Raw genomic sequence first — 23,176 nt, 5'->3', positions numbered from 1 at the left:
GATATGAACAGAGAAGAAATCATGACGATACTGCCTCACAGGGATCATATGCTGCTCCTTGACGATGTGGAAAACAGGGAGGAAACTGCCATCGGACATTATACCGTCCGCGGTGACGAATTCTTCCTCAAGGGACATTTTCCCGGTCACCCCATCGTTCCGGGCGTGATCCTCTGTGAGATCCTGGCTCAGACCGCCTGCGTACTGATGAAGGATACGATGAAGGAGGATGAACTGCCCGTTTACACAGGGCTTAACAATGTAAGATTCCGTTCTCCCGTAAAGCCGGGTGATACGATTGAAACCCAGTGCCGCATCAAACGCGCGAAGCATCCCTTTTATTTTGCAGAAGGCACTGTCACGGCAGGCGGACGAAAGTGTGTAACAGCTGAATTTTCCTTTGCGATCACAGGAGCGTAAACCATGTTTTCAAAAATACTGATCGCCAACCGCGGCGAGATCGCTGTCCGCATCATCCGGGCCTGCAAGGAAATGGGTGTGGCTACGGTCGCTGTATATTCCGAGGCAGATAAAAACTCCCTTCATGTGGCTCTCGCCGATCAGAGTTATTGTATCGGAGGTCCCGAAGCCTCGGAAAGTTATTTGAATGAAAATCAAATAATCAGTACTGCAGTTTTATCGGGTGCACAGGCGGTCCATCCCGGATACGGTTTTCTTTCAGAAAATGCGCACTTTGCCCGTGCCTGCAGAAAGAACGGCCTGGTATTTATCGGTCCCGATCCCGACAGCATGGAGCGCCTCAGTGATAAAGCAGTATTGAAAGAGCTGGTCCGTGGAACAGGTCTGTCGGTCATTCCGGGAACAAAAGCTGTGGCTTCTGTCCAGGAAGCAAGGCGGGCAGCCGGCCGGATCGGATATCCTGTTATGCTCAAAGCCTGTGCAGGCGGCGGCGGACGCGGGATACGTCTGATCCGTTCAGAAGATGAACTTGATGATGCTTACCTTCAGGCATCAGGCGAAGCCTTAAGCGCTTTCGGAGATGGCAGCCTGTATCTTGAAAAATATATTTACCCCGCAAGACATGTTGAACTGCAGATCCTCGCCGATGAGCACGGAAACGCCGTCTGTCTCGGCGACCGTGACTGTTCTCTTCAGAGACGAAATCAGAAGCTGCTGGAGGAAACGCCCTCGCCCGCTGTAAATGATGCGCAGCGCAAAAAGATAATGGAGCTTGCAGTAGATGCTGTAAAAAAGATCGGTTATGTCGGCGCGGGTACGCTTGAATTTCTGCTGGATCGTGATGGCAATTTCTGGTTTATGGAAATGAATGTGCGGCTCCAGGTGGAGCATTGCGTGACGGAAATGCTGACTGGATTTGACCTTGTAAAATGGCAGATCCGGATCGCTGCCGGTATCCCGCTGAATTTCACTCAGCAAGATGTCAGGACGAAAGGTTCGGCGATCGAATGCCGGATCAATGCGGCAAGCTGCGGAACTTTGAAAATGCTCCATGTTCCGGGAGGTCCGTCTGTGCGGTTTGATACCTGCCTGGTCGCCGGCACGGCTGTTTCCCCCTACTATGATTCACTGCTCGGGAAACTGATCGTATATGCCAAGACCAGAGAAGAAACCCTTCGCAAAATCCGGGCAGCCCTGTGCGAACTGGTCATCGACGGCATACCGACAAACATTGAGGAACAGCTGCGGATCGTTGAGGATGAGCGCTTCACAACCGGAAAGTATGATTTAACTTTTATGGGAAACATATGACTGACCTTTATAGGAAACATGTGGTTTTCCTTTATATCGAAATATAGGATTTACCCTTTATGGGAAACATATGACTGACCTTTATAGGAAACTTGTAATTTCCCTATATATGAAAATATACGATTTACCCCTTATGGGAAACATGTGATGAAATGGCATTGTTGAATTTTTTAAAACCAAAAAATCAGTTAGAAGAAGGCGGGCGGACTTCTGCTCCGGTTCAGCGTGACTCCGGTGAACCTGAGAAAAAATGCCCGAACTGCCACAGGGAGATTCCATTGAGCCGCCTCTGGGCCAATGACCTTGTCTGTCCCTGCGGCTACCATTTCCGTATGAAAGCGCGCCAGCGCATACAGATGATCACCGACAAGGGAAGTTTTCGTGAATTATATTCCAATATGAAAGCGGAAAATCCGCTGAATTTTCCCGGATATAATAACAAGATTGAAACTGTCCGCGCTGCGAGCCGTGAAATAGAAGCTGTGGTCTGCGGTACTGGTATGATCGGTGGGCAGAAGTGCTGCCTGTTCGTTATGGAGCCCTATTTTATGATGGGCAGTATGGGCAGTGTCGTCGGCGAAAAAATAACCACATTATTTGAATATGCAGTGCAATACCGTCTGCCCGTGATCGGCTTTACTGTGTCCGGCGGCGCCCGTATGCAGGAAGGCCTGCTGTCTCTGATGCAGATGGCAAAAACAAGCGCAGCGGTCAAGCGGCATAGTGACGCAGGACTTTTGTATATTGCAGTTCTCACTGATCCGACAACCGGCGGTGTGACGGCAAGCTTCGCTATGGAAGCGGATATTATACTGGCTGAACCCGGCGCGACCGTCGGTTTTGCAGGCGCAAGAGTGATTGAACAGACGACAAAGAAGGCTCTGCCCAAAGGGTTCCAGAAGTCGGAATTTGTCCTTGAACACGGATTTATCGACAGCATTATCCCCCGTTTCAATCAGAAGAAATATCTGGCTGAGCTGCTGAAAATGCACTGTGGGAATATCTGACTGGTCTGCTGAAAATACTCTGCAGGAATATCCGGTTGAGCTGCTGAAAATGCACTGCGGGAATATCCGGCTGAGCTGCTGAAAATACACTGTGGGAGGGCGATGGTATGAGTGAAAATGCTTTTAAACGTGCTGGTGAACACGCTGATGAACGTATCTATGAACGTATTTATGATCGTGTTCATGAACGCACTCATGAACATGCTTTTGAACGCACCTGTTATCGTGCATATGAACGTGTGAAACTGGCCCGCGACAGTAAGAGGCCGACAGGACTTGATTATATAAAGAACATTTTCAAGGGATTTATTGAATTTCACGGTGACCGCCGTTATGCGGATGATCCCGCAGTTGTAGGCGGCATTGCAAAGCTGGACAAGGTTCCTGTTACGGTGATCGCGATTGAGAAAGGTCATACCGCAAAAGAGCGTACTTATCGCAATTTCGGTATGCCTAAGCCGGAAGGTTACCGCAAAGCCCTGCGCCTCATGAAGCAGGCAGAGAAATTCGGCAGACCTGTTATCTGCTTTGTGGATACATCCGGCGCCTACTGCGGAATCGGTGCTGAAGAAAGGGGACAGGGTCAGGCGATCGCTGAAAACCTGCTCGAAATGTCGACCCTCTGTGTCCCGATCATCTCTATTTTGATCGGTGAGGGCGGCAGCGGCGGTGCCCTCGCCCTTGCTGCTGCCGACCGGGTCTGGATGCTGCAAAATGCCGTGTATTCCGTCATCTCTCCCGAAGGCTGCGCCAGCATTCTCTGGAAAGACTCCGCCAAAGCAGATGCCGCTGCCGCGAGTCTGAAGCTGACAGCCGAGGACGGCAAAAGTCTCGGCGTGATCGAGCGTATTCTTTCTGAAGACGACATCGGCAAAAAGGAATTTTATGACCGCATCCGCGCTCTCCTGGCGGAAGAACTCAAAGGACTGTCCAGTGACGTAGAACTGACTCAGAACCGTTATGACAGGTTCCGCAGGTTAGGGGCAGATGCAGTCATCAAGGAGTAACTATGTGTGTATACAAACAGTTTTGTAATGAGACTTTCGATGAAAACGGCAGGCTTAAAAAAATAACACTTGATTATCCCGACAACTTCAACTTCGGTTATGATGTTGTCGATAAGATCGCAGATGAGACGCCGGAGAAACGTGCGCTCGTGTGGTGCAACGTCGAGGGGGAGGAACATATTTTTTCATTTGCGGATATAAAAAAATACAGCAATCAGATGGCGAATGTCTTCAGCAATGCAGGGATCGGCCGCGGCGACCGGGTCATGCTGATTTTGAAAAGGCATTATGAATACTGGTTTGCAGCTGTTGCTCTGCACAAGCTGGGCGCCGTGATGATTCCCGCCACTTATATGCTGACAGTCAGTGATCTCGTCTACCGCATTAAATCCTCCAAAGTAAAGGCCATTGTGTGTACTGCGCAGAACGAGGTTCCCGAAAAGATCATTGCAGCCCTGAAAGAGGCCGGCAGGACAGCCAGGCTCTGGTGCGTTCAGAATGATATAGAAGGATTTGAAAATCTGACCAGAGCTATGGAAGGAGCCTCCGAAGAATTCGGGCGTGTGCAGACCCTGGCGGCTGATCCTATGATGCTGTATTTTACATCCGGCACTACAGGTTATCCCAAAGGCGTTATCCACGACCACAGCTACCCGCTTGCGCATATCGTCACGGCAAAGTACTGGCATCAGGCAGAGGATAACGGCCTGCACTTCACAGTTGCGGATACGGGCTGGGCGAAGGCATCCTGGGGAAAAATTTATGGCCAGTGGCTGGTAGGCAGCGCGGTCATGGTTTATGATTTCGATAACTTTGAGCCAAAACAGTTAACCGCTGTGATCAATCGTTATGGTGTGACTTCATTCTGTGCTCCCCCTACGGTCTATCGCTATCTCGTCCGCAAAGGCATTCCCGAAATGCCCACGCTCAGGCACGCGACGACCGCAGGTGAGATGTTGGCTCCTGAAGTGTTCCGCAAATTCAGAGAGCTCACCGGGCTGGAGCTTCGCGAGGGATACGGACAGACCGAGACAACCCTGCTGATGGCAAATTTCAAGGGATACGACGCTGTGGAGGGTTCCATGGGAACACCCTCTCCCTTCTATAACATCGAGCTTCGCGGAAAGAATGGAAAGCCCGCTGCTATCGGCGAGATCGGTGAAGTCGTCATCGTCCCCGAAAAAGCCGGCCGGCAGCCCGGTGTATTTACCGCATATCTGGACAACGAGGACCAGTACCGCTATGTCTGGCGCGACGGCGTATATCACACGGGAGACGCGGCATATATGGATGAAAACGGACGCTATTGGTTCCACGGCCGTTTTGATGATATTATTAAAACAGGCGGTTTCCGTGTGGGTCCCTACGAAGTGGAAAACGTACTGATGGAGCATCCTGCCGTCGTGGAATGCAGCGTGATCGGCGTACCGGATTCCCTCCGGGGCCAGGCACTCAAGGCTGTCATTGTTCCCGGTGCAGAATATAATTCTTCACAGGAACTGGCGCTGGAGATCAAAAATTTCTGCAATCAGAGGCTTGCGGAGTACAAATGGATCCGCCTCATTGAATTCGTGACCGAAATGCCCAAGACGATCAGCGGCAAGATTCAAAAGACTGTCCTTCGCAGTCATGCCTAAGCGGACTGTGAGAACGATTGCAGATCCTATGAGGGATACAATCTCCCCGGCTGCAGGGGAGAATATTTCTCCCAAAGCAAAATAATGTCAGTTTTCAGACTGCCCCGTCGGCAGAAACAGAACTCCGCAAAAGGAGATACAATGGACAACGCGTTAAACTCAATAAACCCGATAAACTCGTCAAACAATCCATTAAACTATATGGAGGAAATACTTTCTCATCAGATCTGCGGCTTTCATCAGTATGTGTTGACGCCCCCGGTTCACCTGAACTACGCCAGCTGCAATTTGTGCGAACTGCTTGGCGTCGAAGAAAGCGAACTGCTGGATAACAGCACTGATCTTTATCTGCAGCGGGTCCACCCGGCTGACCGCGAAAAGTATTCCGCCTTTATTCAGCAGATAATTTTGAAAGAACAGGCTCTTACCGATGAGTACCGTCTTGTCAAAAAGGACGGTACCATTATCCATGTAAGAGACACCGTCACGCCCGGAAAACTGGACGACGGAACGCTCATCGGTCATTCTGTATTGGCAGATATAACCGATCTTAAATCTGAAAATGATAATCTGCGTTTTTTGAATGATACCATTCCATGCGGATTTATAAGATATACCTGTGAAAAGCAGCCGAAGATCACCTATATCAATCCCAAGATGATCGAACTGCTGCGTTTCCCCGAAGTAAAAGACGGAGAAATGGATTATCTGGAAATGTATAAAAGCAATATTTTCCTGATGGTCCCAATGGAGGAGCGCCGCAGATTTTCAAAATATCTGAACCGTGTTTTCTCTGCGGATGCTCCCATCGCCGGAGATATGACCCTGCTCCGCTGTGACGGGACCCGCGCGCATGTTTTCGGATGGGTCACAAAAACCATCAACGAACAGGGCGAAGCAGAGTTCCAGAGCGTTTGTATGGACATTACAGAACGCTACAAGGCGCGAAAAACGATCGAAAGCAAGCGCTATCTCCGGGCTCTTACAGATGTTTATGACAAGATCTTCGAGTTCAATCTGGATGCCAATACAGTAAAATGCCTGCATTGTGAAGAAGCATCTTTTTTTAAGCGTTTTGAGAATGTAGAAATGCAGATTGAAGATGCGCTGATCAAGTGGCTGGTCGACTCCGTATATTCGGAAGACCAGGACAGTGTTCGTCGATTCTTTGTGGATTTCTGTCAAAAAAGACTGCGCAGTATTGACGGTAAGCCGCCTCAGATCACCTACAAGGCCCGTTCGACCGACGACACCGTTAAACAATACAGCGGCGTGTTCATTAAAGCCGATGAGTCAATAAACTTCTATTGCTGCCGCGAGATAAAAGAGACCGCAAATTCCATGGCATTGAAGAAAGAAAACGACCAGCTGAGAGAGAAAATGCGTGATTTAGTCACCCAGTTTTCAGACGGCATCGCGGCCTTTGAAATCTCTCCGAAAGGCCTGGTAAAACCACTCTATGCAACCGAAAATGTCTGCGCCTTCTTTGGCTATACCGAAGAAGAATGGCTGCCCCTGACCGAGCGCTTTACACCCATTGAGACTTTCGTTGCCTATAGTGAAGTGGCTTATGAGAATTTTGCGGAGCTGCTGAGAACAGGTGAAGCAGAGTTCAATTATTTTGACTATCAATCTCAGTCCGAGCGCAGAATCAAAGCAATCTGCTCCGAAAAAGAGCCCAATGCTGATTCCTCACGTTACGTCATGCTTTACCCGGTAGAAGGCAGCTCAGGAACCGGTTCAGAAGCCAGCAGAGCCGCCCTGCCGGAAACCCGCACTGTTTCCATCCGTACCTTCGGCTATTTCGATGTTTTTGTCGGAGACACCCCCATCGCCTTCCGCAACAAAAAGTCCAAGGAACTCTTTGCTCTCCTTGTTGACCGCAAGGGCGGATACGTCACTTCCGAAGAAGCGATCAGCTTCCTGTGGGAGGACGAACCCGCAAACACCCTGACCCTCTCAAGATACCGCAAAGTCGCTCTCCGCCTGAAGAGCACCCTGGAGGAATATGGAATTCCCGACATTGTTGAAGCCATAGACGGAAAGCGCCGGATCGTGATGGATAAGGTCGATTGCGACCTCTACAATTTCCTCTCCGGCAAAGAAGAATACTCCCAGCTTTTCAAAGGAAGCTACCTTACCAACTACAGCTGGGGCGAAAACACCCTGGGAGAACTGCTCGGAGATCGGGAATAAACGCAAATGAAAAAGCGGGCCATGGGACCGCTCAGACAAGAGACAAGGAACCGCTCAGACAAGAGATAAGGGACCGCTCAGATAAGAGATAAGGGACGTTTCTCATTCTCCTTCACGGAGACAAAGAAACGTCCCTTTCTTCGCTTCAGGTGTCTGCCAAAAGAAGGCAGACAACCGTCCCTTTCTTCGCTCCAAATGTCTTCGAATAATAGACAGAGAAGCGTCCCCTGTATCCCACTCTATGCAGACTCTATGCAGCGGCGCCGCAGACCGGATTTTGTGGATCACTGTGTGCTCTGCAGCAGCTTTTTCTGGATCCTCGCCATGACTTCAATGTAATAGGCCTGTTCCGGGACTGTCAGTTTGTCATAGTCGACCTGATTGAGCTTATTCATCGTATCTGCATATTTCATCATGTATTCACTGTAATCCATGATCATCCCTGAGGGGTTGGACGATTTTGAATACTTCTCCATAAACGCGACGTATTCGTCAAAAAACTCCTCGTAGCTGTCCATGGCCGCCTTGAATTCCGGTGAGATCCCATCTTCCGCAGATTCGTTCTGCTCATCCTCAGGCTCATCTTCCGGCTCCTGTTCTTCCTCCGGCTCCTGTTCTTCCTCCGGTTCTGTTTCCTCTTGTTTTGTTTCCTCTTCCTGATTCTCTGTCAAATTCTCTTCCGATTCTTGTTCAGATCCTGCGTTCTGTCCTCCTGTGACTGTGGTTTCGGTTCCGGTCCGGTTTTCTGCTTCTTTATTTACCCTGGTTCCACGGCTTTTTCCATTTCCAAACAGTGTCATGATAATGATTCCTGCAATAATGATCCCTATTATTTTTTTCATGGGTATCCTCCTCATATGATTTTTCTGTTCAGCAAATGAGTATTCTCTTCAATAAACTGCTCGTAATCAGTATATCTGTCTTCCGCTCCCGGGATATTCACGATTCGTGAACCTTGATCAGCATACTTGTGGCTATGATCTCGTGACCACAAACATGTATGAACTTCCTAAGAGCATTCTGACTGGTATTCATCAGATGAAGCCATTCTGACTGTCATCCGGGATTGCGGTTTCCTGTTCTCGTATAAAATCTTCCAGTGATGCACTGTAATGCATGGCGATCTGAAAGAAGGTCTCCAGGTCCGGCATCCTGTACCCGGTTTCATAGTTGGCGATCGTTGTAGCCCCGTATCCAAGCAGTGCGCCCAGCTGTTGTTGTGTCTCCCCGTGTTCCAGTCGAATCCTCCTGATGTTCTGTCCGATCAACTGCGCATTGATCTGTCTTTTCTCTTCCATACATGTGCCCTTTCCGCCATAGTCGGCCATAGAGTTATTTGTTTCATAAAAGGGCTTGTAAATTTTGCGCAGTGAATTTTGAAAACGGACATATCCCGCTTTTGTATTTGTATTGAAAATGTATATGCTATAATGAATCTGTTGCAATTGTTAAGCTCAGATCGGGATGTCGATCATGGAGGCTTCGGAAAGTGCGTTATTTGATCATCAGAAAAAATCGGGTTTGCTGCTTACTTCTTTCTTTAATCCTCACAGCCTTCATTTCTTTTTCGTTGGCAATGACGGTCCCGGCATCCTCACCCGGTACCCCGGAGGCTGTGCCGACGGACGGAACCTATATCGAGGGAACCATCACTCCAGTTGAAGAAAACAGCTTTTCAGGAGAGAGTCCGGCGGGTTTATATCCTTTCACTCTTTCCGATGCAGGGCTTGTGCAGATGCATTTTATCACGCATACAAACCAGGTTCTGCGGATCAAGGTCATAGACGCCGATGAAAACCAGCTCCTCGACGCCTGGCTGGACTCCATGGCAAGCCCGGGAGATTACAGCTTCTATCTGGATCCCGGTTCTTATTCCGTCTGCGTTTATGTCTCCTACGCGGATACTTCCGGCGACTACAGGTTCTCCCTGAAGGAGACACCTCTGCACATGCCGCCGGAAAATATTGTCTGTGACCAGTCCTATGAGGGGTTCTTTCACAGCAGCTCCGATGATACCATCCATGAACAGCATACTTTTCGATTGACAGCCTCAGCCCCCATATCGTCCATCGAGTGTTCCTCTACTGCCGGGCTGGAACTTACCATCAGGGACCTCAACGAAAATGTCCTGTACTCTATGATCACGGATAACGGCCGGCAGGAGGAATTACAGCTGCCGCCCGGTGAATACCTTCTAATGGTGGAATCGTTCGGAATTGCCGGCGAATACAGCTTCCGTGTACACACAGCCGGAACATCGGACCAGGAAGGAGCCGCTGCTGAGCAGGCCACGGCAGATTCTCTCGTCTCAGATCAATCACCCGAAACAGATCCGATAACAATCAACAAAGGCGATGAATCAGCTGTCTCACCAGATGATAATAACGATGAGCCAGCTGCCTCTCCAGATGATAATAACGATGAGCCAGCTGCCTCTCCAGGGGCAAAAGGCCCCGTTGCCTGGCTGAAAGAAAACCTCCTCAGTCCGGAAACATTTGTCGGCGCCATCGTCGTCGGCGTTCTTGTCAATAAGATTTCGGATCTGCTGTCTAAAAAGAAGGATTAAACCGTTTGACAGGTTTTCCTCCTTCGCCCATATTGTTTATTACCGTTTCTACAGGATACTGATCGGTTTATGCTCTTAGTACTGTAAACTGCTGGAATTACGATATAACAACGAGGAAGTGTATATGAAAAAAAAAGCCGCTGAACTGGCTCCTGTGGCTCAGTGCAGCGGCTTCTTAGCGGGACTGTAGACTGTAAACAGACTGTGAAAATTATTTCCTGTATTTTTAATTTTAATGAAATCCTACTTTAATGGAATTCTGTTTTTGTGAAACTCTGTCTTAATGAAATTCTAGTTTAATAAAATTCTCTCCAACCGTATTGCTTTAAAAGGTCACTGATATTCTTATGTCCGACCGGGTACATGGAGTGAACCCTGAAATCGCCTGTATATTGATTGGCTACCAGCCATTTGGCCAGATCATATCCGGTTTTTTCTGTTCCTAAGTCATGGTCAAAGTCAATGATAAGGTGGTTATCTTTTGCGTTATTTTCTACTGCAGTAATTGCTCCCTCATAATCCTTAGCCCAGATACAATCTGTAAAAATCGGTTTTCTCGTATCATCTATATAGATATAAAGCGACATTCGAAAACACCTCTCTTTCTTTTATCCGGTTAATGCTTATGCTTCTATTTTCTAACGATTTTTAACGACATCATATTTGCAGGATTAAGTCACCAGCACTTCTGTCGAATCAGGTTGTTTCTCCTGATTGGTGCGTATATTACCATTTGAAGCCGGTTTAAAAAATATGATTCAGGACAGCTTTCATAAATATCGGGACATAAGAAAAGGGCAGGTTTTTGGTCTTTTTTGACCAATCCTGCCCTAAATACGGTGATTTTCGGAATAATACTATCTTTTTAATGTAAAAATCGGGACCTTCAGGAAGGGTCCCCTCAGGAAAACCCCTTCACGAAGGAGGGCGGAAAGGAGACAGGGGACGAATCAAAGGAAACAGAGAACCGTTCCTGGTCTCCTGCAGAAAGGGCCCTTCAGAAATGGGACAGGGAACCGTCCCCTGTCTCTTCGCGCCAGATCTGTCTTTCTTTGTTGCACCGGATCTGTCTTTTCTGCTGCGTCAGATTCATCTTCCCTGCTGTGCCGGATGTGTCCTCCGGGGTCTCTGTCAGAGATTGTAGTGGATCAGATTCAGAATCGTGTCCAGATCAGCCGCATTCATCTGGCCGGGCGCGGAAGTCTTTCCGACTGCGCCGAAGGTGCAGGAGCTGCCGAAGATTTCGCCGCTCAGCCGGCTGATCAGGCCAGTACCCGCCATAGACATGGTAATGATAGGGCGGTCCGCATAATTGGCCGCCATTTCTTCGGTCGCGGAGAGCAGAACCAGGACATCTTTTCTGGATTTCGGCATGACAGCGATCTTGGGGATGTCCGCGCCGAGATCCTGCATCCTGCGGAGTCTCCCGATGATATCATCCTTGTCGGGTGTTTTGCTGAAATCATGGTTGGAAGCTATGACCTTAACGCCCGCTGCATGGGCGTCGGCGATGATTTCTTTGACAATGTCATCTCCGGTAAAGGCCTCGACGTCGATCAGGTCCACAAGGCCGGTCCGGGCCGCCAGGATGTTGAGCCGGGCGTAGTCTGCCGCATCGATAGCTTTCTCGCCGCCCTCTTTGGACGTCCGGAATGTGAACAGGAGCGGGACATTGCCCAGGGCTGCGCGCAGATCCTTCAGGATATCCTCTACTTTCGCAAAATCAAAGGCGTCCTCAAACCAGTCGACGCGCCACTCGACCAAATCCAGACGCACATCCTCAAAAGAAGCCGCTGCCGTCAGGATCTCTTCTTTTGTCACTCCAACGATCGGGACAATGATCTTCGGAACGCCTTCCCCGATCTTTACACCGCGTATTTCGATAACCTTTGCCATAGCCTCTCCCCTGAATCATTGCAATCTTTTATTTACAATTTTTACACAACAATCTTTAAATAACAATCTTAATTACTGTCTTGATAAGCTTAATTACTATCTTGAAATGATAAGCTCAATTACAATACGCAGCAAGCATGTACTGCCAAAGAGAAAACAAAAACCGTGAGATTTGTCCTGTTCATAAAAAAGCCTCTCAGAAGGAGTCCGGAGGGCTCTGTCTGAGAGGCTTTCATCTTATATTTAAGTCAGGAATACATGTTGATGATACCCATGGCTACTTCGCGTTTTGAGAGTCCCTCATCCATGGCCCTCTTCTCCAGATAATAATGAGCTTCCTCTTCTGTCATCTGCCGCATCTGGATGAGCAGGCATTTGGCTTTGGTGACGATGCTCATCTCGTTTGTTTTTTTTCGCATGCGCTGCAGTTCTTCTTCTTTTTCCATCAGGCGGCTGCGCATGGTCAGGCACATGCGCAGCATTTCCGTGAGGATCTGGGTGCGGAGAGGCAGTGACAGTACGTAAATCTGGTATTTTCTACAGCGGTAGGCAAGCTGGGCCTGCACTTCTCTGCGGACGAGGAGCACGGTCTGAAGCTGAGGGTTTTTGCCGGCCAGTAACAGCAGGTCGTCAATGCAGGCAGTGTCCCTGGCAGACATGCTGAATAGAAGCAGTTCCGGGCAGGCTCTGGCGCCTGGAGGTGCCATCTGCTGCTTGATCTCCGTGATGGTCCCGGCCTGGGTGACACGAAGCTGGAGTCCGGTGTGGGCAAGGGAGGTCTGAAGGTCCCTCAAAACCGTCAGGATGGCTTTCATCATCTCCTGTGTTCCTGCTGCAGCCAATATGCTGCAGGGTGGAACTGTCTGTTTCATCTGCAGTCATTACCTCCATTCAGGCAGGTATTCGCGGTCCGCTATGCGGGCATAAGCCTCGAGGCAGGCCGGGGGTACGAATTCCTGCACCAGCGGGCACGCGCGGGCGACCTGTACGGCTTCCTGGAGGCTTCCCGGAAGCTGTTCAAGTCCGCGCATCAATACGGGATCAGCTTTGTAAAGATTGACGTCCATAGGGGTCGGCAGAGGCAGGTTATGCTCTATGCCGTAGAGGCCGGCCCGGATCAGGAGGGCAAAGGCCAGATAGGGATTTGCCGCCGGATCGGGGGATCTGAGTTCGATCCTTCTGCGCCCGGAGGGGTCTGCAGGAATGCGGATGAGCTGGCTGCGGTTCTGGACTGCCCAGCTGACATACCGCGGTGCCTCCATCCTGCCCAGCCTGGTGTAGGACTGCTGGGAGGGGTTCAAAAAGAGGGCGATCCCGCGGATGTATTTCATGATCCCTGCCATGAATGCATTGGTATAGTCCTCTTCTTTTTCGCTGTCTACTGTGTCTTTTTCTCCGTGTGCGATATTATTCTCATCGTGTGCGGTTTTATTTTCACCGTGTGCGGTTTTATTTTCACCGTGTGCGGAATTATTTTCACTGTGTACGGAAATATTGAGGTGCATTCCGTTTCCGGGTTCATTGGGCAGGGGCTTGGGAGAAAAATCCGCAAAGTAACCGTCTGCCGCGCAGATATTCCGGACTGCCCAGCGGACCGTCGAAGTGTTGTCAGCAGCAGTGATGGGGTCGCTGTAGCGGAAATCGATCTCCATCTGCCCGGGTCCCCGCTCATGATGGGAGGACTCGGGTGTGATGCCCATTTCCTTCAGGGCGAAGCAGATATCGCGGCGCAGGTTTTCTCCGCCGTCCAGAGGTTCAACATCCATGTATCCCGCCCTGTCGATGGGGGTCGTAGTAGGCTGTCCCTTTTCGTCCCTGCGGAAAACATAAAATTCCATCTCGGAACCGAACTTGACTTCTATTCCGCGTTTTGCCGCCGCCCGCACAGCCTGGCGCAGGATGTACCTGGTATCCCCTTCAAAAGGAGTCCCGTCGGGCCAGGTCACATCACAGAAGATCCTGCACACACGGCCCACTGAAGGCCGCCAGGGCACGATCGATATGGTGGACAGATCGGGCTTCAGAAACAGGTCGCTGCGCACATCCGTGTCAAATCCATCGATTGCTGAGCCGTCAATAGAAACGCCCCAGCGCACAGCTCTTTCCAGTTCCCCGCTCATCAGGGCTATATTTTTCTGATGTCCGAACACATCAAAAAAAGTCAGGCGGATAAACTCCACATTCTCTTCCTCTATGGACTGCATCAATTCTTCATATCCTTGCATATCTGTGGCTCTGACCTCCTCCTCTCCTGTAAAAAAACTGTATCGGCAGCTTTTCCAATATAAAACGAATCGTCCCGGGGTTCAATCATTTTTTACATGTATCCGGTGCCCTTTTACAGCATAGTGTAGCCCATCAGGTACTCATCCACTTCGCGGGCACAGCCTCGGCCTTCGACAACGTTCCAGACGACAAGGGACTGGCCGCGGTGCATATCGCCGGCGGTAAAAACGCCCGGGATATTTGTTTTGTAGTGGTCGGGACCTTCCTGGGTCTGAACCGTGCCGCGGGGTGACAGCTGTACGCCGAAAGCCCTGGCTGTATAGGGCTGGCAGCCTGTAAAGCCCGCTGCGATCAGCAACAGATTGCAGGGGAGGGTTTTCTGGGTCCCATGGATCTCGCAAAGCTTTCCATCTTTGAACTCTACCTGGACGGTGCAGATTTTCTTCAGAACGCCTTTTTCCATGATCAGTTCCTTCACTGTTGTCCTGAAGATCCGGGGATCGACGCCGTAGCGGGTTATGGCTTCCTCGTGGCCATAATCGGTCTTGAGGGTTTTAGGCCATTCAGGCCAGGGGTTTGAATCAGCGCGCAGGACCGGGGGCGCAGGCATCATCTCGATGGCGGTGACACTTTTACATTTCTGACGCAGCACTGTACCGATGCAGTCGTTGCCGGTGTCTCCGCCGCCCACGATGACGACATGCTTTCCCTCTGCCCTGGTGTCGGGAGTGCCTGAAAGCAGGGCTCTGGTGCACTCAGTCAGATAATCCACTGCAAAAAAGACGCCTTCCACTTCCGAAACAGACTGCGGAAGCTGTTCATTATGGGTATGGTCTTTTTTTGATAATTCTTTTTTTGATAATTCTTTTTTTGAAGTTTCGTTATTTGAAGTTTCGTTTTTTGAGGATTCTAATAGTACTAATGATTTTGCTGTCTCTTCTTTTGCAGGATCATGTTCCGTTCTGACTGCGGAATCGTTTGCCGATTCACTTGCTGGTCCATTTAGTGCTTTGGCTGCGGAATCGTTTGTTGATTCGGCTGCAGGTCCATTTAGTGCTTTGTCTGCCGGATCGGACGAAGAGGGTGTGCCGGCTGCGCTCTTCTTTTTACCGCCGGATGGGGATCCTGTGATGGCGGCCTGCAGGTCTCTGGGCTGTTTGGCACCGCAGGCCAGGATGACGGCATCGTAGTCCTCCATGATCTGCTTCGCATTGGTTTCATCCACGTTGACGCCGGTGCGAAAAATGACGCCCTCGGCCTCCATGAGTTTTTTCCGGCGCTCGATGACACTCTTGTCGAGTTTCATATTGGGGATCCCGTACATGAGCAGGCCTCCGATCCGGTCCTCGCGCTCAAATACAGTCACCAGATGACCACGGTGGTTGAGCTGGTCCGCCGCCGCCAGGCCGGAGGGGCCGCTGCCTATGACAGCGACCTTTTTGCCGCTTCGAAGGGCGGGGACGCGAGGTTTCATCCAGCCGTTGGCATAGGCAGTTTCAATAATATAGAGTTCGTTGTCGTGCACGGTCACAGGCTGTCCGTCCATCCCGTTGATGCAGGCCTTTTCACAGAGGGCGGGGCAGACGCGCCCGGTAAACTCCGGAAAATTGCTGGTCTTGAGCAGGCGGGAAAGGGCGTGTCTCTCGTGTCCTGCGTAGATCTGGTCGTTCCACTCCGGGATCAGGTTGTGCAGGGGACAGCCGGTCACCATTCCTTTGAGACGGATGGCGCTCTGGCACATGGGCACACCGCAGTTCATGCACCGCGCGCCCTGCTCCCTGCGCGCCTGCGGATCCAGAGGCAGATGGAGTTCTTCGTAGTCATTGATCCGGTCCCGGGGATCCCTGTCGGTATTTTCCTTTCTTGCATATTCCAGAAAACCTGTCGCTTTTCCCATAACAATTCTCTCCAATCCTATCCCACACAAACGGAATGACCTGGTTGTTTCTACACGGGCATAAGTCTCAGGCGCCCACCTGCAGAGTCTACATTTGTTTATTCCCCGGCCATTTGTTTATTCCCCGGCGCTGACTTCCCGGAAGGCCTCCAGGACGGCTTTGTCGTAGGGAATGCCCTGCTCTTCGAAACGGCTGATGGCTGTCAGCATGCGCTGATAGTCTTTCGGCACGATCTTTTTAAAATAGGGGATGTATTCGTCGTATTTTCCGAGGATGGTATCCGCAAGGACGGATCCGGTCTCATAGGCATAGTCCTCCAGAATCTCCCTGAGCTCTGTGATATCGTATTTTTCGGTCAGTTCCTCGAGAGATACCATTTCCTTGTTCATCCTGCGGTAGAGGCTGTGGTCCATGTCCAGGACATAGGCGATGCCCCCGCTCATGCCGGCGGCGAAGTTTTTGCCGGTTCCGCCCAGGATGACGGCCCGGCCGCCGGTCATGTATTCAAGTCCGTGGTCTCCGCAGCCCTCAGCCACTGCCACCGCGCCGGAATTGCGGACGCAGAAGCGTTCGCCTGCGATACCGTTAAAATATGCCTTTCCGCCGGTCGCACCGTAGAGGGCTACGTTTCCGACGATGATATTTTCATTGGACTTGAAGGCACTCTTTTTATCCGGAACAACAACAATCTTGCCGCCGGAGAGGCCTTTTCCGATGCCGTCATTGGCATCTCCCGTCAGACGGATCGTGAGGCCTCTGGGCAGGAAAGCGCCGAAGGACTGGCCGCCGCCGCCCTGGGCGTGGACGACAAATGTGTCATCGACCAGGGTGTTGCCGAATTTTCTGGTGATCTCCGATCCCATGATCGTCCCGAATGTCCGGTCTGTGGAGGAGACTTTCAGGGAAGTCTCATAGCGTCCGATCTCAAGACTCCCCGGCTTTTCTCCGTCGACGCGGTGGCCGGGATCTCCTTTGGCGAGTCCTTCAGCGAAGGCAGGAATCAGGAGAGAGACATCCGGTGTGGCCTCAAGCCGGAAATCATAGAGGTTCTTTTCAGAGCCATAAATAGAAACAGTATGGCCTTTTCCGCTCTCCGGCTTGAGGGGCATCTGCGGCTCAAGGGGCAGGGGTTCTCTGCCCAGGATGGCACTCATGTCGACGCTCAGCGCCCTGTCTGTGATGAGGTTTTCGCGGACACGCAGGCAGTCGGTCCTGCCGGCCATCTGGGAGAGGCGGGTAAAGCCCAGCTCCGCCATGATCTGCCGCAGCTGGCGGGCGATGAAAACCATGAAGCGGACCACGTGCTCGGGTTTTCCCTTAAAGCGCCCCCGGAGCTTCTCGTTCTGGGTGGCAATGCCCACGGGGCAGGTGTCTTTGGAGCAGACGCGCATCATCATACAGCCCATGCAGACCAGGGGCGCTGTCGCGAAACCGAATTCCTCTGCTCCCAGCAGGGCGGCGATGGCCACGTCGCGGCCGCTCATCAGTTTTCCGTCCGTCTCGAGGACCACCCGGCTGCGCAAGCCGTTTTCCACCAGGCATCTGTGAGCCTCCGACAGACCAAGCTCCCAGGGCAGGCCCGCATTGTGGATGGAGCTTCCGGGCGCCGCGCCGGTACCCCCGTCATAGCCGGAGATCAGGATGACCTGGGCTCCTGCCTTGGCGACACCCGAAGCGATGGTGCCGACGCCCGCCTCCGAGACAAGCTTGACATTGATCCGGGCATCCCGGTTGGCGTTTTTGAGATCGTAGATCAGCTGGGCCAGGTCTTCGATGGAGTAAATGTCGTGATGGGGCGGCGGGGAGATCAGGGCCACACCGGGGGTGGAGAAGCGGGTGCCCGCGACCCAGGGGTAGACCTTCTTGCCAGGCAGATGCCCGCCCTCGCCGGGCTTGGCCCCCTGAGCCATTTTGATCTGGATCTCCTCGGCGCTGCACAGGTAGGCGCTGGTGACGCCGAAACGGCCGGAGGCCACCTGCTTGATCTTGCTGTTGGCCCCGGTGCAGAAGCGGGCGGGGTCTTCTCCGCCCTCGCCCGTATTGGACCTGGCGCCGATGGAGTTCATGGCCCTGGCAAGGGTCTCATGGGCTTCCCTGGACAGGGATCCGAAGCTCATGGCCCCCGTCTTGAAATGGCGGACGATCTCTTCGACCGGCTCCACTTCCTCGATAGGGACGGGCGGTCCCACAGGCACAAACTCCAGAAGGCCGCGCAGGGTGTGGGGGTGCCTGGCGTCGTCGACCAATTTTGTGTATTCCTCAAACCGCTCAAAGGAATCTGTGCGCACTGCCTGCTGCAGGGCTATGATGGTCTCGGGACTGTAGAGGTGGTCCTCGCTGTCCTTGCCCCTGCGCAGGGAATGAAGTCCCACGGAATCCAGGGTCGTGTCAGTCTCCAGGCCCAGGGGGTCAAAGGCATGGTCGTGGCGGAAGGTCACGCCCTCCTCGATCTCCCTGATGCCGATCCCGCCGACACGGCTGACTGTGCCGGTGAAATACTTATCCATCACTTCTCTGCCCAGGCCAATGGCCTCGAAAATGCGGGCGGACTGGTAGGACTGAATGGTGGAGATGCCCATCTTGGCCGCGATCTTGACAACGCCTCCCAGGAGGGCTGCATTGTAGTCCTCGACTGCTGTGTAATAATCCTTGTCCAGAATTCCCAGATCGATCAGTTCTCCGATGCACTCATGGGCCAGGTAGGGACAGATTGCCCGGGCGCCGAAGCCCAGGAGGGTGGCGATCTGGTGGACATCCCTGGGCTCGCCGCTCTCCAGGATCAGGGAGACAGCCGTCCGCTTTTTGGTCCGCACCAGGTGCTCCTCCACACTGGAGACCGCCAGGAGGGAGGGGATGGGCATGTGGTTTTCGTCCACGCCCCGGTCCGTCAGGATGATGATGTTGCAGCCCTCTGCCGCTGCCCGGTCAATAGTGATATTGAGCTGGTCCAGCGCTTTGGCCAGAGATGTATTTTTATAATAGAGCAGGGAAATCTCCATTGCCTTGAAGCCGGGCTGATCCAGATGCCGGATCTTCAAAAGATCCACCCCGGTCAGGATGGGATGATTGACCTCCAGTACGGTGCAGTTGCCGCTTTTTTCCTGTAAAAGATCACCGTCCGAGCCGATATAGACGGTCGTGTCGGTCACGATCTTTTCCCGCAGGGAGTCGATGGGCGGATTGGTCACCTGGGCAAACAGCTGTTTAAAATAATTGAAGAGCAGCTGGTGGGCCTCGGAGAGGACGGCCAGAGGCGCGTCATGCCCCATGGAAAGAGTCGGCTCCACGGCATTTTCCGCCATGGGAAGGATCTGGTCCTTCACATCCTCGTAGGTGTAGCCGAACACCTTGTAGAGCCGGTCGCGGACCTCCTGGGTGTGAACAGGGATCTTGTGATTGGGGATCGGAAGCTGGTCCAGATGCAGCAGATTTCTGTCCAGCCATTCCCCGTAGGGCCTCCTGTGGGCATAGTGGGTCTTGCACTCCTCGTCGGAGATGATCCTCTGCTGCTTAGTGTCGACCAGCAGGATCCGGCCGGGCTCCAGGCGGGCTTTTTTTACAATACGGGCTGCCGGAATATCCAGGACGCCGACCTCGGAGGCCAGGATGAGGCGGTTGTCATCCGTGATGTAATAGCGGGAGGGCCGAAGTCCGTTCCGGTCCAGGGTCGCGCCCAGAACTTCGCCGTCTGTAAAAAGGATCGCGGCCGGTCCGTCCCAGGGCTCCATCATGGTGGCGTAATAGTGATAAAAATCCCGCTTATCCTCGCTCATGAAGGTGTTGTGCTTCCAGGGCTCGGGGATGATGACCATCATGGCCAGGGCCAGGGGCACGCCGTTCATGTAGAGGAATTCCAGGGTATTGTCCAGCATGGCGGAGTCAGAACCGCTCCGGTCTACGACGGGGAAGATCTTGTCGATATCCTCCTGCATAACAGGGCTGGTCATGGTCTCCTCCCGGGCCAGCATCCTGTCGATGTTGCCGCGGATGGTATTGATCTCACCGTTGTGGGCGATCATGCGGTAAGGGTGGGCCCTGTGCCAGGACGGGGTCGTGTTTGTGGAAAAACGCGAGTGCACAATGGCGATCGCGGACACGTAATCAGGAGACTGCAGGTCGTCGTAGAAGCGCCGCAGCTGGCCGACCAGGAACATACCCTTGTATACTATCGTCCGTGACGAAAGGGAGCAGATGTAGGTGTCCTCGGAGGACTGCTCGAACTCCCTGCGGACCACATAGAGCTTTCTGTCGAAAGCGATCCCCCGCTCCACATCCACAGGCCGGGCCAGGAAGCACTGGCGGATACAGGGCATGCAGTCGACTGCCGCCTTTCCCAGAATCTGTTCCCGCACCGGCACATCCCGCCAGCCCAGGATCTCCAGACCCTCTTTCTGGGCGATCACCTCGAACATGCGGATGGCAAAGGTCCTCTTCAGCTTATCCTGAGGCAGGAAAAACATGCCGATTCCATAGTCGCCTGCCTGGCAGCCTGCGCTCTCTCTGGCTATACTCTCCTGGGGAAACTGTCCGGTTTCCCCGGAAACACGCAGCGTGATCCCTGCTTCCTGAGCCGCCTTTGTGAAAAAACCGTGCGGGATCTGCGTGAGGATCCCCACGCCGTCGCCCACTTCTCCGGTGGCGTCCTTGCCGGCGCGGTGCTCCAGCTTCTCCACGATGTGCAGGGCGTCATCCACCACCCGGCGGTCCTGGCGCCCGTCGATATTCACGATACTGCCGATGCCGCAGGCATCATGTTCCATCAAAGGGTACATTTTCTTTTCTCCTATGCCGGCACAGCCCCAGGGGTCTGACTGACTCAGCCTTGCGGCTGCTTCGGGACTGCCTCTCTTTTTTTTAACGCGTATACCGCGTCTGCGATTTATCTCAGTGAGAACAGCATCTGCTCATAGGTCGGATAGGGCAGATATTCGTCCGGAATAATGGCCTCGGCCTGGTCGGTCCAGCTGCGGAGTGTCTCCATCTCGGAAAGGATAGTCTCCTGATAGTAGGCAGCCTGCTCGAGGATATCCCCGATCTTCTCGGCTTTCAGAGTATCTGCTTCCAGAATATCAAGCGCCGTGATGATCTGTTCGCTGGTCTCATCCAACTTCTGCAGAATGCGGTTCTCGTAACTGCAGAGACTGTCCGGCAGCAGTTCCTTTTTCTTTAAAGCCTCGTTGGTGATATCTTTCATGTAGCGGACCAGTCCGGCGGTGAAGTCCTTGCGGACCATCTCCTGAAGGGTCAGGGACTCGATGTGGATGGTCTTTGCATAATTCTCCAGAAGGATCTCATAGCGGGAGAGGATCTCTTCTTTTGTGAAAATGCTGTGCTTTGTAAAGAGCTCGATGCTCTTATCCGTAATGAAGTGGGGCATGGCGTCCGGGAGAGACTTAAGATCCGCGAGACCGCGGCGGTGTGCCTCCTCGACCCACTCGTCAGTATAACCGTTTCCGTTAAAGAGAACCCGCTTGTGCTGCGCCAGCAGATCCTTGAGCAAGGCGTGGATGGCAGTATCCAGATCTGCGGCAGGAACATCTTTGAGCCTGTCATAAATCTGTGTCAGGACTTCAGCTACAGCAGTGTTGAGTACGATGTTGGGGTTTGCCACTGAGAGGGCACTGCCCGGCATGCGGAACTCGAACTTGTTACCGGTAAAGGCAAAGGGTGAGGTCCTGTTGCGGTCTGTCGTGTCCCTGATAATGTGGGGCAGGACATGGGCGCCCATGCCCATCTGCTGTCTGCCGGCTCCGGAAAATACTGAGTCGTCCTCGATGGACTGGAGAACCTTGTCCAGCTCGTCGCCCACAAAAATGGAGATGATGGCGGGCGGCGCTTCGTTACCGCCCAGGCGGTGGTCGTTGCCCGCGGTGGCGACGGAGATCCGGAGGATTTCCTGGTATTCATCCACGGCCGCGATCACGGCCAGGAGGAAAATGAGGAACTGCTGGTTTTCCGCCGGGGTCTTCCCGGGATCCAGAAGGTTTTCTCCTGTATCGGTACTGATGGACCAGTTGTTGTGTTTGCCGGATCCGTTGATCCCCTCAAAAGGTTTTTCATGCAGGAGGCAGGCATAGCCGAAGCGGTCGGCGACTTTCTTCATGACCTCCATGGTCAGCTGGTTGTGGTCGACGGCGATGTTGGCGGTCTCGAAGACCGGCGCCAGTTCATGCTGGGAGGGGGCGACCTCGTTGTGCTTGGTCTTGGTCGGTACGCCCAGTTCCCAGAGCTCGCGGTCAAGGGCATGCATATACTCGGATACCTTGGGCTTGAGGACGCCGAAGTAATGGTCCTCCATCTCCTGCCCTTTGGGCGCCGAGGCGCCCATGAGGGTACGGCCGGTGAGGAGAAGATCCTTTCTCTTTTTGTAGAGTTCCTTGTCGATCAGGAAGTATTCCTGCTCGGAACCTACAGTCGTATCTACATGGTTGACATCGGTATCTCCCAGAAGGTGCAAAACCTTGACGGCCGCATCAGAGAGCGCCTCCATGGAGCGCAGGAGGGGGGTCTTTTTGTCCAGAGCCTCGCCGCCGTAGGAGCAGAAGGCTGTAGGAATGTAGAGGGATCCGTCCTTGACAAAAGCGGGTGAGCTGGGATCCCAGGCTGTATAGCCGCGAGCTTCAAAAGTTGCGCGCAGACCGCCGGACGGAAAACTGGAGGCATCGGGCTCACCCTTGACCAGCTCCTTGCCGGAGAACTCCATGATCACGCCGCCGTCGGAGGTCGGGGAGATGAAGCCGTCATGTTTTTCCGCCGTCAGGCCGGTCATGGGCTGGAACCAGTGTGTAAAATGCGTCGCGCCCTTTTCCAGCGCCCACTCCTTCATAGCCGCCGCGACCGTATTGGCCACGTCCAGTTCCAGATGGGTGCCGTTCCTGCTGGTCTTGCGGACTGCCTTGTAGACATCCTTGGGCAGACGCTCGCGCATCACCTTGTCATTGAACACCATCTCGCCAAAGATCTCGGGGATTTTCACATTCGATTCCATCATAATAACCTCCAAATACATCAT

At 52.7% G+C, this 23,176-nt stretch carries 16 protein-coding genes; 7 read left to right on the top strand and 9 right to left on the bottom strand.

The window, feature by feature from the left end; genetic code table 11:
• Nucleotides 1-3 precede the first annotated feature (3 nt).
• From BLT02_RS09570 to BLT02_RS09545, 6 genes are all read left to right on the top strand, one after another.
• Nucleotides 4-420 (top strand): 3-hydroxyacyl-ACP dehydratase FabZ family protein, encoded by a 417-nt coding sequence (locus BLT02_RS09570; protein ID WP_092994376.1) that lies wholly within the window; start codon nucleotides 4-6, stop codon nucleotides 418-420.
• Nucleotides 421-423: 3 nt separating this feature from the next.
• Nucleotides 424-1,731, top strand: coding sequence for an acetyl-CoA carboxylase biotin carboxylase subunit (locus tag BLT02_RS09565; RefSeq protein ID WP_092994373.1), 1,308 nt, complete (start codon nucleotides 424-426; stop codon nucleotides 1,729-1,731).
• A gap of 152 nt (nucleotides 1,732-1,883) precedes the next feature.
• Nucleotides 1,884-2,738: an acetyl-CoA carboxylase, carboxyltransferase subunit beta gene (gene accD / locus BLT02_RS09560; RefSeq protein ID WP_092994370.1), complete on the top strand. Its 855-nt coding sequence runs from the start codon at nucleotides 1,884-1,886 to the stop codon at nucleotides 2,736-2,738.
• A 107-nt stretch (nucleotides 2,739-2,845) separates the two neighbouring features.
• Entirely contained in the window at nucleotides 2,846-3,745 is a 900-nt protein-coding gene (locus BLT02_RS09555) for an acetyl-CoA carboxylase carboxyltransferase subunit alpha (RefSeq protein WP_092994367.1), read from the top strand.
• Between the two features lie 2 nt (nucleotides 3,746-3,747).
• Nucleotides 3,748-5,382 carry an AMP-binding protein gene (locus BLT02_RS09550; protein WP_092994364.1) on the top strand — a complete coding sequence of 545 codons (1,635 nt, stop codon included), beginning with the start codon at nucleotides 3,748-3,750 and terminating at the stop codon, nucleotides 5,380-5,382.
• Between the two features lie 141 nt (nucleotides 5,383-5,523).
• Nucleotides 5,524-7,578 (top strand): PAS domain-containing protein, encoded by a 2,055-nt coding sequence (locus BLT02_RS09545; protein ID WP_175453765.1) that lies wholly within the window; start codon nucleotides 5,524-5,526, stop codon nucleotides 7,576-7,578.
• 284 nt (nucleotides 7,579-7,862) lie between these two features.
• Here the strand turns inward: BLT02_RS09545 and BLT02_RS09540 are convergent, their stop codons facing one another.
• Nucleotides 7,863-8,420: a DUF6591 domain-containing protein gene (locus tag BLT02_RS09540; RefSeq protein ID WP_092994358.1), complete on the bottom strand. Its 558-nt coding sequence runs from the start codon at nucleotides 8,418-8,420 to the stop codon at nucleotides 7,863-7,865.
• A gap of 192 nt (nucleotides 8,421-8,612) precedes the next feature.
• Entirely contained in the window at nucleotides 8,613-8,876 is a 264-nt protein-coding gene (locus BLT02_RS09535; RefSeq protein ID WP_175453764.1) for a helix-turn-helix domain-containing protein, read from the bottom strand.
• Nucleotides 8,877-9,193: 317 nt separating this feature from the next.
• On the opposite strand from BLT02_RS09535, the gene BLT02_RS09530 reads away from it, so the two are divergent.
• Nucleotides 9,194-10,144 (top strand): hypothetical protein, encoded by a 951-nt coding sequence (locus tag BLT02_RS09530; protein ID WP_139187517.1) that lies wholly within the window; start codon nucleotides 9,194-9,196, stop codon nucleotides 10,142-10,144.
• 296 nt (nucleotides 10,145-10,440) lie between these two features.
• Here the strand turns inward: BLT02_RS09530 and BLT02_RS09525 are convergent, their stop codons facing one another.
• The 7 genes from BLT02_RS09525 to BLT02_RS09495 all read right to left on the bottom strand — a co-directional run bounded on the left by BLT02_RS09525 (nucleotide 10,441) and on the right by BLT02_RS09495 (nucleotide 23,152).
• Nucleotides 10,441-10,731, bottom strand: a complete 291-nt coding sequence (locus BLT02_RS09525; RefSeq protein ID WP_092994349.1) for a cyclic-phosphate processing receiver domain-containing protein — start codon at nucleotides 10,729-10,731, stop codon at nucleotides 10,441-10,443.
• A gap of 544 nt (nucleotides 10,732-11,275) precedes the next feature.
• Complete coding sequence (aroD, locus tag BLT02_RS09520) at nucleotides 11,276-12,040, bottom strand: type I 3-dehydroquinate dehydratase (RefSeq protein WP_092994346.1); 765 nt, start codon at nucleotides 12,038-12,040, stop codon at nucleotides 11,276-11,278.
• Between the two features lie 248 nt (nucleotides 12,041-12,288).
• Complete coding sequence (locus tag BLT02_RS09515; RefSeq protein WP_092994343.1) at nucleotides 12,289-12,912, bottom strand: ANTAR domain-containing response regulator; 624 nt, start codon at nucleotides 12,910-12,912, stop codon at nucleotides 12,289-12,291.
• Nucleotides 12,913-12,921: 9 nt separating this feature from the next.
• Complete coding sequence (locus BLT02_RS09510; protein WP_092994340.1) at nucleotides 12,922-14,265, bottom strand: glutamine synthetase family protein; 1,344 nt, start codon at nucleotides 14,263-14,265, stop codon at nucleotides 12,922-12,924.
• A gap of 113 nt (nucleotides 14,266-14,378) precedes the next feature.
• A complete protein-coding gene (locus tag BLT02_RS17845; protein WP_242869758.1) occupies nucleotides 14,379-16,163 on the bottom strand; it encodes a glutamate synthase subunit beta in 1,785 nt (594 codons plus the stop codon).
• A 117-nt stretch (nucleotides 16,164-16,280) separates the two neighbouring features.
• Nucleotides 16,281-20,936, bottom strand: coding sequence for a glutamate synthase large subunit (gene gltB / locus BLT02_RS09500; RefSeq protein ID WP_092994336.1), 4,656 nt, complete (start codon nucleotides 20,934-20,936; stop codon nucleotides 16,281-16,283).
• Between the two features lie 107 nt (nucleotides 20,937-21,043).
• Nucleotides 21,044-23,152, bottom strand: a complete 2,109-nt coding sequence (locus BLT02_RS09495; RefSeq protein WP_347474928.1) for a glutamine synthetase III family protein — start codon at nucleotides 23,150-23,152, stop codon at nucleotides 21,044-21,046.
• Between the last annotated feature and the right edge of the window lie 24 nt (nucleotides 23,153-23,176).

Origin of the sequence: Sarcina sp. DSM 11001 (assembly GCF_900101015.1) — a bacterium.
GTDB lineage: Bacteria > Bacillota > Clostridia > Lachnospirales > Lachnospiraceae > CAG-791.
This window is presented reverse-complemented; position numbering and strand designations above follow the sequence as displayed.